This window comes from Nocardiopsis halophila DSM 44494, assembly GCF_000341245.1.
GTDB lineage: Bacteria > Actinomycetota > Actinomycetes > Streptosporangiales > Streptosporangiaceae > Nocardiopsis_A > Nocardiopsis_A halophila.
Genome location: NZ_ANAD01000139.1, coordinates 1 through 12,805, shown reverse-complemented (window position 1 = coordinate 12,805; position 12,805 = coordinate 1). Strand labels below are relative to the sequence as shown.

11 protein-coding genes and 1 tRNA gene are annotated in these 12,805 nt (G+C 73.4%); 7 read left to right on the top strand and 5 right to left on the bottom strand.

Annotated elements, in window-relative coordinates:
- The first annotated feature begins 1,046 nt into the window (after positions 1–1,046).
- The 5 genes from D450_RS35225 (at position 1,047) to D450_RS0116920 (ending at position 4,904) form a co-directional block, all read left to right on the top strand.
- Positions 1,047–2,870 (top strand): sensor histidine kinase, encoded by a 1,824-nt coding sequence (locus D450_RS35225; protein ID WP_017539847.1) that lies wholly within the window; start codon positions 1,047–1,049, stop codon positions 2,868–2,870.
- A gap of 74 nt (positions 2,871–2,944) precedes the next feature.
- On the top strand, positions 2,945–3,379 hold the full coding sequence (locus D450_RS0116935; protein WP_017539846.1) for a roadblock/LC7 domain-containing protein: 435 nt from the start codon (positions 2,945–2,947) through the stop codon (positions 3,377–3,379).
- Positions 3,369–3,737: a DUF742 domain-containing protein gene (locus D450_RS0116930; RefSeq protein ID WP_017539845.1), complete on the top strand. Its 369-nt coding sequence runs from the start codon at positions 3,369–3,371 to the stop codon at positions 3,735–3,737. Before D450_RS0116935 ends, D450_RS0116930 begins: the two co-directional genes overlap by 11 nt.
- Complete coding sequence (locus tag D450_RS0116925) at positions 3,715–4,290, top strand: GTP-binding protein (protein ID WP_017539844.1); 576 nt, start codon at positions 3,715–3,717, stop codon at positions 4,288–4,290. The genes D450_RS0116930 and D450_RS0116925 overlap by 23 nt, the downstream gene beginning before the upstream one ends.
- A gap of 32 nt (positions 4,291–4,322) precedes the next feature.
- Positions 4,323–4,904, top strand: coding sequence for a GAF domain-containing protein (locus tag D450_RS0116920; RefSeq protein WP_017539843.1), 582 nt, complete (start codon positions 4,323–4,325; stop codon positions 4,902–4,904).
- A gap of 150 nt (positions 4,905–5,054) precedes the next feature.
- Here the strand turns inward: D450_RS0116920 and D450_RS0116915 are convergent, their stop codons facing one another.
- From D450_RS0116915 to D450_RS0116900, 3 genes are all read right to left on the bottom strand, one after another.
- Positions 5,055–6,254 carry an acyl-CoA dehydrogenase family protein gene (locus tag D450_RS0116915; protein WP_083932680.1) on the bottom strand — a complete coding sequence of 400 codons (1,200 nt, stop codon included), beginning with the start codon at positions 6,252–6,254 and terminating at the stop codon, positions 5,055–5,057.
- Between the two features lie 303 nt (positions 6,255–6,557).
- Positions 6,558–6,646, bottom strand: a tRNA-Ser gene (locus D450_RS0116910).
- A gap of 548 nt (positions 6,647–7,194) precedes the next feature.
- Positions 7,195–9,207, bottom strand: coding sequence for a cation:proton antiporter domain-containing protein (locus D450_RS0116900; RefSeq protein WP_017539840.1), 2,013 nt, complete (start codon positions 9,205–9,207; stop codon positions 7,195–7,197).
- A gap of 120 nt (positions 9,208–9,327) precedes the next feature.
- On the opposite strand from D450_RS0116900, the gene D450_RS0116895 reads away from it, so the two are divergent.
- Positions 9,328–9,801, top strand: coding sequence for a DUF4442 domain-containing protein (locus D450_RS0116895; RefSeq protein ID WP_017539839.1), 474 nt, complete (start codon positions 9,328–9,330; stop codon positions 9,799–9,801).
- Positions 9,802–9,945: 144 nt separating this feature from the next.
- A complete protein-coding gene (dnaN, locus tag D450_RS0116890) occupies positions 9,946–11,112 on the top strand; it encodes a DNA polymerase III subunit beta (RefSeq protein ID WP_017539838.1) in 1,167 nt (388 codons plus the stop codon).
- Positions 11,113–11,342: 230 nt separating this feature from the next.
- Here the strand turns inward: dnaN and rpmB are convergent, their stop codons facing one another.
- On the bottom strand, positions 11,343–11,567 hold the full coding sequence (gene rpmB, locus D450_RS0116885; protein WP_017539837.1) for a 50S ribosomal protein L28: 225 nt from the start codon (positions 11,565–11,567) through the stop codon (positions 11,343–11,345).
- Positions 11,568–12,144: 577 nt separating this feature from the next.
- Positions 12,145–12,714 carry a TetR/AcrR family transcriptional regulator gene (locus D450_RS30450; RefSeq protein ID WP_017539836.1) on the bottom strand — a complete coding sequence of 190 codons (570 nt, stop codon included), beginning with the start codon at positions 12,712–12,714 and terminating at the stop codon, positions 12,145–12,147.
- Between the last annotated feature and the right edge of the window lie 91 nt (positions 12,715–12,805).

The window sequence follows — 12,805 nt, the reverse complement described above, 5'->3', positions numbered from 1 at the left end:
TGCAATTGGGTGGCGATACCACCACTCACGATGCCCAGCCGCCGCCTGGTGCGCCCGGTATGCCCGGAACGCGAAAAGGAAGGGGCCCGCCAGGGCGGCAGGCCCCCGGCGGCCGACCTGCGACACCGGGGAGCCGCCCCGCTTCGTCGCCGCCTTCCCCCCTTTCGCCCCGGCGGCCCGGCACCCGGCCGGCAGGCGTGAGCGGGGTACCTGCCGTTCCGCCGCCACTGCTCACCGCCGGTACCGCCGGGGCCCCGCCGCCCGGCAGGCAGGCCGGAGCGGGGTACCTGCCGTTTCGTCGCCGCCCATCTCCCCGCACTCCGGCGGCCCGATGCCCGGCCGGGGCCCATGAGCGGGGTACCAGCCTGCGCCGTCGTCGCTGCTCATCGCCGGGACCGCGAGAGGCCCGGCGGCCGACCGGCAGGCCAGGGGAACCGCCCCTCCTGCTCGTCGCCGCCCCTCGTCCTGGCACCCGGACGGCCCGGTGCCCGGCTGGCAGCCGTGAGCGGGGCACCTGCTGTCCCGTCGTTGCTGCTGCTGTTGCCGGACCGCGAGGGGCCCGGCGGCCGACTGGCGCCCCTCGGGGAACCGCCGCGTTCCGTTGTTGCTGCCTTCCCTCTGGCACTCCGACCACCCGGTACCCGGCTGGCGGGCGTGAGTGGGGTACCTGCCGTTCGGTCGTCGCCTTCCGGTCCGGTCCCGGTCGGGGGGCTTCCGGGCAGCTCGTCCGGGTAGCTCGTGAGGATGGGGTGGTGTGGGTCACTCGTGGCGGGTATTCATGTCCATTATGTTGCTCGGTGTCTGAATCTGGAACAAGGTCGTAAAAGGTGTCGGCGTCGCGGCGAATGGGGGCCCAGACGTCGGCTCACGTCGTGTTACGGGTGGTGTTCCAGATCGCGGGAGGGGCGCAGCCGCAGGGTTTTCCGGGGTCGGGAGTCGGGCGGGTGAATTGCGCTCGTACGGAATGAATATTGTCCGCATCAGGGTCGGAGAGGTCGTATCGTGATCCCTGTTGCCGATCCGACCCCATGCGACCGAGGACTGCGATGTCTGAATTCTCCCCGACCGTCGCGGGCGCCTCCGGGGATGCGCCGGTGCTGGGCGAGGAACCCGACGCCGAACCGGGCGGTTTCCGCTCGGCCCACGTGTGGATCTCCGTCCTCCCCGCCCTGCTGGTCGCGCTCATCGGAACCGTCGCCATCGCGGCCCTGCTCACCGCGCCCCCCTCGGACATCACGGTGGCCGTCGTGCTCATCGCGGCCGGCGCCTGCACGGCGCTGGTGCTGGCCGGGGCCGTGCTGCTGGCCGAGCGCGCCACCTCCAGGGTCGACCAGGCCGCCGACGCCCTGCGTCGGCGCAGCGAGCGCACCCGCGGGGAGCTGGTCCGGCTGTCCGAGCGGATCGAACGCGGCGAGGACGTCCGGCCGGTCGCCGAACCCCGCCTCCCCTCCGGCGGTGACGCCTACGCCCTCCTGGCCCACGAGCAGCGCGCCGCCCTGACCGCCGCCTGGAACGCCGCCGTCCGCGCCCACCACGCCCACAGTGCCCGGTCCGGAAAGGGGACCGCCGAGGCGGCGCCGGCCCACCGGGACCCGGCCCCCAGCGGCGGCGTCCCCACCCCGAACCTGGGCACCGGGCAGCAGGTCGAGGTGTTCGTCAACGTCGCCCGCCGCATGCAGTCCCTGGTGCACCGCCAGATCGGCCTCCTCGACGAGCTGGAGGCCCAGGTGGAGGACCCGGACCTGCTCAAGGGCCTGTTCACCATCGACCACCTCGCCACCCGGATGCGCCGCCAGTCCGAGAGCCTGGCCGTCCTCGGCGGCGCCTCCTCCCGGCGGCGCTGGAGCCGCCCGGTCAACCTCTACGAGGTCCTGCGCTCGGCCGTGGCCGAGGTGGAGGACTACTCCCGGGTCAAGGTGGTCCCGCCCTCCGGCGGGACGCTGGCCGGGGGCGCCGTCGTGGACGTCATCCACCTCATCGCCGAGCTGGTGGAGAACGCCACCAAGTTCTCCCCGCCGCGTACCCGGGTGCTGCTGCGCACCGAGGAGGTCGGCGCGGGCATCGCGGTCGAGGTGGAGGACCGCGGCCTGGGCGTTCCGCCCGAGGAGCGGCGCCGGATGAACGAGCTGCTCGCCGACCCCGACCGGGTCGATATCGGCGAGCTGCTGCGCGACGGCCGCATCGGCCTGTTCGTGGTCGCCACCCTGGCCCGCAAGCACGGCGCCCGGGTGCAGCTGCAGCCCAGCGTCTACGGCGGCGCCCTGGCGGTGGTGGTCCTGCCGTCGGCGCTGCTGGGCACGGCCGACGAGCGGCCCCGGCGTCGGGCCGCGCCGACCGCGGAGCAGGAGCCCGCCGCGGTGCAGAACCCCGCGCCTGCGCCGAACATCTCCGCGGAGCGGCCCGCTCCGGCTGTGGCCCAGGCCCCGCCCCAGGCCCCTGTCCCTCCGCAGACTCCGGCGCCGCCCCGGGACGCGTCCCCGGGGCCGATGCCCTCCGCGCAGTCGGCGGTGGTCACCTCGGCCTTCGAGCGCGCGGGCGCGGCCCGACCGGCGCCGCCCCCGCCGCCCGCACCGCGGCCGGCCGCGACCGAGGGCGCCGAGGGCGCCGAGGGCACCGCGGTGCCGCCGGACAACTCCGCGCGGCCGCCGCTGCCCGAGCGGCGCGTCCAGGAGAACCTCGCCCCGGAACTGCGCCGCCCCGACCCGTCCCCCGGCCACGCCGACCAGCCCGGTCGGTCCGGACCGCCCGGGAACGCCGGTGGCCCCGGCGGCCCCGGCGGCGACGTGCCGTCGCTCGGCCTCATGGCCGCCTATCAGGGGGGCTTTCGCCGTGCCGAGCAGGAAGGCGGTGACGACGCCCCCAGCGCCTAGGGGCCTGACCCGGGGGAGAACGCCCCCAGCCGATCTTTCGAGTGATCCGTCCCCTTGAAAGTGAGTCCAACACGATGGTGAGCCCTGCGCCCCCGGGTCCGGAATCGGACCTCGCCTGGCTGCTGAGCGGCCTGGTCCAGCGCGTCCCGCACACCCGCAGCTCCGTCCTGCTGTCCTCGGACGGCCTCACCAAGGCCGCGCACGGCCTGGACCGAGAGGGAGCCGAGCAGCTCTCGGCGATCGCCTCCGGCCTGTTCTCCCTGGCCCGCGGGACCGGCGTGCGGTTCGGCGACGGCGACGCGGTCCGCCAGGTCGTCGTCGAGCTGGACACCACCCTGCTGTTCGTCGCCTCGGCCGGCTTCGGGTCGGTCCTGGCGGTGCTGGCCGACCGGGAGGCCGACGCCGGCGTGCTCGGCTACGAGATGTCCCAGCTCATCAAGAGCGTGCGGCCGTTCCTGGCCACCCCGGCACGGTCGGCCCCCGAGACCGCGGGCGGCCATGGCCGCTGACGACGAACCCCTCATCGACGAGGACGCCGGCCGCCTCGTCCGCCCCTACACCGTCAGCAACGGGCGCACCGCGCCCACCCGCAAGCTGGACCTGATGTCGCTGGTGGCCTCCACCGGCCGGGTGGGCCAGGGCGACCTGTCCCCCGAGTACGCCCGCACCCTGCGGCTGTGCAAGGGGCCCACCTCGGTGGCCGAGGTGGCCGCGCACCTGCGGCTGCCCGCCGCGGTCACCAAGGTCCTGCTGTCCGACCTGGTCGACGCCGGGGCCGTGGCCGCCCAGGCGCCCGGCCCCACCGCCGACCCCTCCGACGGACGCCTACTGGAGATCCTGCTCGATGGCCTACAGCGACGGCTCTGACCCGTTCCCGACCGCCGTCAAGGTCCTGGTCGCAGGCGGCTTCGGGGTCGGCAAGACCACCTTCATCGGCTCCGCCAGCGAGATCGAGCCGCTCAGCACCGAGGAGCTCATCACCGCCGCCAGCGCCGGCCACGACGACCTGCACGGGGTCGAGGACAAGACGACCACCACCGTGGCGTTCGACTTCGGCCGCATCACCATGGACCCCGGGCACGTGCTGTACCTGTTCGGGACCCCCGGGCAGGACCGCTTCTGGTTCATGTGGGACGAGCTGTCCAACGGGGCCCTGGGCGCGGTCGTGCTGGCCGACCCCCGGCGCCTTCAGGACTGCTTCGCGGCGGTGGACTTCTTCGAGCACCGCCGCATCCCCTTCCTGGTGGCGGTCAACGAGTTCGACGGCGCCTACCGCTACACCGACGGGGAGGTGCGCTCGGCCCTCAAGCTCGGCGAGGCGACCCCGGTGCTGATGTGCGACGCGCGCGACGCCCGATCGGCCACCGAGGTGCTCATCGGCCTGGTCCGCCACCTGATGTCCGCCCCCGCGTCCCCCTAGCACTGCGAACCCTGCGGAAATTGGAGTCCCCCGTGACCGACGCATCCGAAGGACACATCATCGTCCCCGAAGACCGGGAGGCCGCCGAACGCGTCGCGCGCTTGGAGGAGCTGGGCCTGGGCTCGGGGCCCGACGCCGAGTTCGACGCTTTCGCGCGCGAGCTGGCCCAGGCCGCCGGCGCCCAGTTCGCGATGGTCAACTTCATCAAGGAGGACCACCAGTACTTCGCCGGACTGTACGTCTCCGACAGCGCCCAGCGCGGAACGGTCCTGAGCACCGAGGCCAGCGCCGCCGACACCCCCGACCGGGTGATGGAGCGCGACCACGGCTACTGCCCGCACGTGGTGGCCCGCCGCCTGCCGCTGGTGCTGGACGACGTGTGCGACTACCCGCGGTTCGCGGGCAACCCGGTGGTGGACGAGATCGGTATCCGCTCCTACATGGGGGCGCCGCTGATCGACCGGGACGGCACCACCCTCGGCACGATCTGTGTGGTGGACCGGGAGGCCCGACCGTGGGGGCGACCGGGCCTGGAGCTGATCAAGGAGCGGGCCGCCGAGCTGATGGCGATGGTGCACCGGCGGGTGGGCCCCGAGCAGGCCGCGGCCGAATAGCGCCGCCGGGAGCGCGGTGCCCCGCACCGCGCTCCCCGTGTCGTCCACGGTGGCCGGGGGCCGTGGCGGTCCGCCGCCGTGTGCGCCCCCGGGCCAGGGACCGGAGCCCGGCGGCGTCGGTGCGGCAGGGGTGCGGCACCGGTGCGGCGCTCAGGCGGAGGCGTACTCCGGGGCGAACGGCGCGGCGAGCCGCTCCGACCACTGCCCCTTGGACGAGCCGAGGCCGAACTCGGCCAGGCGCAGCAGCTGGATGTCCGAGGTGCCGGCCGGGGCGAAGATGTGCTGGGCGTCGCGCACGTACCGCTCCAGCGGGCGGTCGGTGAACAGGCCGCAGGCGGCGTGCACCTCCATGGCGTTGCGGGCGCTGTCCAGAGAGCTCTCGACGTTGACGAGCTTGGCGTTCATCAGCTCGGCGTCGCAGGGCAGCCCGCGGTCGAGCAGGTGGACCGCGTGGTAGAGCGCGATGCGGGCGGTCATCAGCCGGGACTGCATCATCCCCAGCTTGATCTTGATGTTCGGCAGCTCGGCCAGCGGCTTGCCGTAGCGCTGCTGCTCGGACGCGTAGGCCAGGGTCTCCTCGACGATCGCCTGGTGGATGCCGAGCGAGACCGCGGCCAGGTTGGCACGGCCGTAGAGGACGCTTGAGGAGTAGGCGACGGGCAGGCCGTCCCCCTCGTCGCCGAGCCGGTTGGCCGCGGGCACCCGGCAGTCCTCGAACACCAGCTCCCCGAAGCTGAAGCCGTGCAGCCCCATGGAGGGCACGTGCTCGCCGAGGGAGAACCCGGGGCGGTCGGCCTCCACGAGGAACGCGGACAGGCCCTTGGACCCGGGCCCGGTGCGCACCACGACCCCGTGCAGGTCGCCGACGTGGCTGTTGCCGACGAACACCTTGCTGCCGTTGAGGACGTAGTCGTCGCCGTCGCGCACGGCGGTGGTGGCCATGCCCAGCACGTGGCCGCCGGACTCGGGCTCGGTGACGGCGATGGTGGGCAGGCAGGCGCCCGAGGCGATCTCGGGCAGCCAGGTCTTCTTCTGCCGGTCGTCGCCGAAGTGCACGATCTTGGCGACGCCCAGTTGCGAGGCCTGCGCCATGGCGCCCATGGCGCCGCTCACGCGCGAGAGCTCCTCGATGATGACGGTCTTGGCCAGGTGGCCCAGGCCCATTCCGCCGTGGTCGGTATCGATGGTCACGCCGATCCACCCCTGTTCGGCGATCTTGCGCGACAGTTCATATTGGACGGTCCGGGAGGCTTCCATCTCCGGTACAAGGGGGGCGACTTCGGCTTCTGCGAATGATCTGACTTCCTTTCGCAGGCGCTCATGCCGTTCGGATGTGAACGGTTCGACCAAGGGGATCTCCTCATGCGTGGATCGAAGGTGCGAAGGGGGTGCGCACAGCGGGAAGGCCTGAGCCCCAGTGGATCCAGGGTCTTCAGGCCCTACCGAGAGATCATCCTGATTTCCGTCGATGCCGAACACAAGGCCCCGGAGTCATTTCCGCATCCAGAGGCCCCCGTGAGAGGTATCACGTTTCGGTTGCGAAAAATTGCGGTACATGGACCAATTGTTGTCGCGAGAAATCCGGTGGACCTGCGTAAATCCGGTTCATGGAACGAGAAAGGCCCGCCCCCTGAAGGGGGCGGGCCCGGACTGCGGAGGGTGTGGGATTCGAACCCACGAAGCCCGGTCAAGGGCTTGATGCTTTTCAAGAGCATTGCACTAGGCCGCTATGCGAACCCTCCGTGGACACGGTGCCGGGCACCGGGCACCGCCCGGCGGCACGACCGCGCTCCGCGCTCATGCTAGCTCACGCTCCGCGCCTCAGGGGAGTCGGGAGCCGGGGACGCCGGGCGGGTGCGCGTGCTCCCCGTGTTCCCCCTGCTCCCCGTGGACGTGTGCGTCCCCTTCGGGGAATGGATCGTCGGGGCGTCCACGGGCGGTCCTTCCGCGATCGATTAAAAATGATGATCATATTCAATCGTGCGCCGTCCTGTCGCGCCCGCCGGCCGCTCCCCGCACCACCCCCCTTCCATCGCCCCCGCGGGGCGCGTCCCCGAGGCCTGTGAGCGGATTGCGCTCGGCCGCTACGGAACAACGGAACAAACGGAACGAACGCGAAGGCGGCGGCTCCGGAGTCCGCGCGCAGCGGACCATCGCGCTCGGGACCTGCGGGTCCGGAGTGCTCCGATCGACGCTCTCCGGCGCTCCGCGCCATCGTTGCGTCAGTTCCGCACAGCCAACGAAAACCTCGGTCGACGCTTCCGTCGGCGCTCAGGGGCGGGTGCCCGGGTCAGTCCGCGGCCGGCATCGTCGTGCGGTCCTCGAAGCACCAGGCCCACTCCTCGCCGGGTTCGGCGGATGCGGCGACCGGGTGGTCGTGGTCCGCGGCGTGGGCCGAGGCGTGCCGGGACGGCGAGGAGTCGCAGCAGCCCACATGGCCGCAGGTCAGGCAGGTGCGCAGGTGGACCCAGTCGCGTCTGCCCTCGCGCAGGCAGGCGGTGCACCCCGCCGAGCGGGGCAGCACGGGGCGGATGCCGGGGGCGTGCGGGCACGCGGCCTGCGGATCGGGACGGAAGTCCACCACCGTGTCGGTCGCCGGGCGGTCCCCCGGCGCGGCCGGCGCCGTCCCCAGGCGCCGCAGCACCGTCGCGCACACCCGGTCGGCGACCGAGGCCGGGGCGTCCACCACGCGGTCGGCCCCGGCCCGGGCCAGGGCGCGCGGGTCCGGGACGTCGACCGGGCACACCGCGATGGGGGCGTCGGGGGCGGCGCGGGCGATCACCGCGGCGATGGCGGCCGCCTCCTCCCCGTCGTTCTCGCAGATCAGCACGAGCCGGGCGGAGCGCAGCCCCGCCTGTTCCAGCACGTTGCGCTTGACCGGGTCGCCGCGCACCACGCGGTACCCGGCGGCCTCGGCCTCGGCCGCCAGGTCCGGGCCCAGGGTGGTCACCGACACCGGGACCCCGCGCGCCCGCAGGGCGGCCGCCACCTCCCGGGCGACCGGACCCCAGCCGGAGATCAGCACCGGGTCCTCCTCGGCGCAGGCCGCGGGGTCCTTCTTGGCCGCCGGGGACGGGGCCGGAGCGGCGCCGCGGCGCGGGCCCAGCACCCGGCCCAGGCGGTCGCCGAGCGCGGCCAGCGCCGGGGTCGCCACCATCAGCACCACCGTCACCGAGATGAGCACCTGCTCACCGCGGTCGCCCAGCGCGGCGAAGTCCAGCCCTGCGTCGTGCCCGGCCCGCTGCAGCACGAAGGAGAACTCGCCGATCTGGGCCAGCATGAGCCCGCCCGCGACCGCCGTGGGCGCGCCGAGGCGCAGCGCCGCCAGGGCGACGGCCCCGGTGACCGCCTTGACGGCGACCACGCCCAGGGCGATCAGCCCGATCAGCCACCACAGCTCGGCCAGCGCGCGCAGGTCCAGCAGCATCCCGATGGAGACGAAGAACAGCGCGCTGAAGACGATCTGCAGCGGCAGCACCTCGCCCAGCGCGTGCTGGCCGTGCCGGGACTCGCTGACCACCAGCCCGGCCAGGAAGGCCCCCAGCGCCACGCTCACCCCGGCCAGCGAGGTCACGAACGCGGTGCCGATGCCCAGCGCCACCACGGTGAGCAGGAAGACCTCCGGCGAGCAGGCCCGGGCCACCGCCTCCAGCAGGGGCGGCATCACCTTGCGGGCCACCACCAGCACCACCGCCAGCACGGCGGCCGCCGTGCCCAGCGCCCGGGCGATCTCCCCCGGGCCGCCGCCCTCTCCGGCCAGCAGCGGCAGGAACAGCACCATGAGCACCACGGCCAGGTCCTGGAAGATCAGTACCGCCACCCCGGCCTGGCCGACCGGACGGGTGGTGTCCCCGCGCGAGGCCAGGACCTTGAGCACGATCGCCGTGGAGGAGAGCGCGACCAGCAGCCCGGTGAAGACCGCGGCCCGCCAGCCGGCGCCGAACAGGGCGGCGGCGCCGGCGGTGACGCCCGCCGCCAGGGCGACCTGGAGCCCGCCGCCGACCAGGACGTAGCGCTTGATGGCGGCCAGCCGCTCCAGGGAGAACTCGATGCCGATGGTGTAGAGCAGCAGGATGACCCCGATGTCGGCGGCGTCCTCCACCACCCGGGTGCTGTCCACCAGGCCCAGCTGGTACGGGCCGATCAGCACCCCGGCGAGCAGGAAGCCCACGATGGGCACCACCCGCAGCCGGGTGGAGGCGTATCCGATGCCCGCCGCCGCGCACAGCAGCACGGTCAGCGGCATCAGGTACTCGGGCACGCTCTCGCCCGCCGCCAGGTGCATGGTGACCCCCCCGTCCACAGGTCCGGGCGTACGGCGCCCGGAACCGCACCGACATTAAGCCCTGGAGCGGGCGCCGGGGCAAGGAGGTGCGCCGGGGGACTGGCCCCCGGGTATTACTCGCAAGTAACATTTGGGTCCATGACACCGAGCAACGCCGAGACGGCGGAGACGATCAAGGCCGGATTCCTGGCCAGCGTGCCCTTCGTGCGCACCCTGGGGCTGCGCTTCGAGGAGCTGGAGCCCGGCCGCTGCGTGATGCGGCTGCCCGAGGAGCCCGCGCACCACAACCACATCGGCGGCCCGCACGCCGGCGCGATGTTCACCCTGGCCGAGTCGGCCTCCGGGGCCATCATCCTGAGCACCTTCGGCGACCAGCTGGACCGGGCCGTGCCGCTGCCCACCACCGCCACCAGCACCTACGAGAAGATCGCGATGGGCGAGATGACCGCCGAGGCCCGGCTCGGGCGCCCGCGCGAGGAGGTCGTCGCCGAGCTGGACGCCGGCGGGCGCCCGGAGTTCCCCGTCGAGGTCGAGCTGCGCACCGCGGACGGCACGGTGACCGGCCACGTCACCGTCGTGTGGACGCTCAAGCCCGACCGCAAGGGGGAGTGAGCCGGCCGCGGCACGCTTCCGCGGAACGCCCGGGGGAACGACCCGGGGCGAGGGCGCGGCCGGGGGACTGTCGGCGCCGCCGAGTACGGTGACGGCAGTTCCGGCCCGGCGCGGGCCGTGAGGCGACTCCCAGGAGGTCTGCCGGTGAGGGTGCGAGCCGACCGAGACGCGTTCGCCGACGCCGTGGCCTGGACAGCCCGGGCCCTTCCGCTGCGGCCCGCGATGCCGGTGCTGGCGGGCATGCGCATGGAGGCCGCCGCAGGCGGGCTGCGGCTGTCCGGTTTCGACTACGAGGTCTCGGCCCGGGCGCGGGTGGAGGCCGAGGTCGAGCAGGAGGGGGCGGTCCTGGTCTCCGGCCGGCTGCTGGCCGAGATCGCCCGGAGCCTGCCCGCCCGCCCGGTGCAGGTGGAGGCCGACGGCGGCCGGGCGCTGATCACCTGCGGCCCGGCCCGGTTCACCCTGGTCACCCTGCCGCTGGAGGACCACCCGCTGCTGCCCGAGATGCCGCCGCCGGCGGGCTCGCTGCCCGGCGAGGCGTTCGCGGCGGCGGTGCGCCAGGTGGTCCCGGCCGCCGGGCGGGACGACACCCTGCCCATGCTCACCGGGGTGCACCTGGACTTCGGGGCCGACACCCTCGCGCTGGCCGCCACCGACCGGTACCGGATCGCCGTGCGCCGCATGCCGTGGCGGTCCGAGCACCCGGACGCCCCCGCGTCGGCGCTGGTCCCCGCGCGCACCCTGAGCGACCTGGCCCGCACCCTGGACCCGGCCGCCGAGGTGGGGGTGTTCCTCACGGGGCGGGGCGCCTCGGGCGGCGAGGGGATGATCGGCTTCGAGAGCGGCGGCCGGAGCAGCACCACCCGCCTCATCGACAGCGACTTCGTCCCCTATGAGAAGCGCTTCGGGGCCGAGCCCTCGGCCCGCGCCGAGGTGCCGCTCGCGCCGTTCGTCGAGGCGGTCAAGCGGGTCGCCCTGGTGGCGGACCGCTCGTCACCGGTCCGCATCTCCTTCGCGCCGGACCGGGCCGGTTCCGGGGCCGAGGCGGTGCTGGAGGCCGGCTCGGGCGAGGACGCCCAGGCCGCCGAGGCGCTGGCGGTGGACTACACGGGCGAGCCGATGCGCGTCGCCTTCGCGCCCGGCTACCTGCTCGACGGCCTGGCCGGGGTCACCACCGCGCGGGCGCGCATGGACATGACCGGGCCCACCCGGCCCGTGGTGATCAGCGACGTGCCGGAGGCTCCTGAGGCCCCTGAGGCGGAGCGCCGACTGCCGGAGTTCCGCTACCTGGTGATGCCGCTGCGCGTGGCCTGAGCCACGGCGCAGCGGCCTCCCGGGGCCTCCCCGGAGACGACTTCGGCCCCCTTGGGCGACTCGACGAGTCGCCCAAGGGGGCCGAAGCTCAGCGGACGGCACGGCCTCGCTCGGGACGGTGGGCCCGGGGAGCCGATCGCCCCACGTGTCCCCGCGCCGGGGTTCCGGCTGCCGGTGGCGTCCGCCGCGATGATCAGGCTGAGGAGATCAGGGGCGGCACGACCGGGAGGTCACGCGGAGCGGCGAGCGACCTTGCCGCTCTTCAGGCACGACGTGCAGACCTTGAGGCGCTGAGGGGCGCCGTCGACAACGGTCCGGACCGTCTGGATGTTCGGAAGGATCATGCGGTTCGAACGGCCCTTGATCCGGCGGTGCATCGCATTCTTACCGAGCCGCGAAACCCGCCGACCGAAGGTCGGGCCCTTCTCGCACACGTCGCAACGCTTGGACATCATTCACTCCGTATCGGTATGCATCCCTGATGAATCGGCTCCGGCCCGGGCCGGAACTCAGCGATCCGGGTATGTCGACTCGACGTTACTCCGAGCCAAGGCGACTACTCACGCGTGAGTCTGGTCGACAAGGCCGCTGCCGTACCGGACGTCCCCTGCAGGATCGTCCAGCATAGCGCCAGCGAGACCAGGCCCGCGCAGCTCCCGCCTCAACCGACGCTCCAGGTGGCCGATACAGAGTATGCTAGTGGGGCCTGCTCCGGTGCCAAGCCAGAGCTCATCGGCCCTAGCGTACCACCGAGCCGGGCGCACCCCCGCATCGCAGGCCGGACGCCGGAAGGCGCAGGCGGTCCCGCCCCGCGCACCCCGGAGTGGAAGTGTGAGGGAGATCGCATTCCGGTCCGCCGTTCTTCCCCCGCGATCTCCGAGCGCGATTCCCCGCTTCTGCGGCCGGGGTGAAGAAAAAGGCGGGTCGGATTATCGGAATCCGAATGCCGCCCCCACGGCGGGCGTTCTCGGAAACACACCCGACTCGGTGCCGGGTCGGTGCCTGTGACGGATTCCCTTCCCGTGCACGGGTCTAGGCCGGGCCGTGCCCGACCAGAGCGACCAGGCCCTCGATGAGGGGGGCGGGGTCGAGGTCCGGGTCGAGCATCCGCTGGAGCAGGAAGCCGTCCAACGCCGCTGTGACGGTCACTGCCGCCGGGATCGGATGTGCGACCCCGCGCTCGGCGAACCAGTCGGTCAGCCACCGCCGCAGTTGGGCCAGGGAGGCCGCGATCTCGGAGCGCAGCCGTTCGTCCCGGCTCGCCGCGACGAGGGATTCGTAGAGGAGCTGGAGTTGCGGATCCCGCGAGTCGCCGGAGCACAGCCCGTGGAGCATGGATTCGACGGCCTCGAGGGGATCCTCCTGTGCCAGGGCACCGCCGATCCGGTCGAGGAAGAAGGTCCGGATCTTGCGTACTGCCGCGATGCGCCGGAGTTCGTCGATGCTCTCCACGTGGTAGTGGATCACGCCCGTGTTCACGCCCGCGCGTTCGGCGACCCGCCGGCTGCTCACGCCGCCCCACCCCACCTCGGGGATGAGGGAGGCCGCGGCCTCGATGATCCTCTCTCGCGTGCTCGTCCGAGGACGGGGGGCGCCGTTCACAGCAGCATCCCCCGGATCGCGATCACGGCGCCCACGCCGGCCGACGCCAGTGCGACGGCTTCGAGGACGAGCAACTGCACCGGCGGCGGGG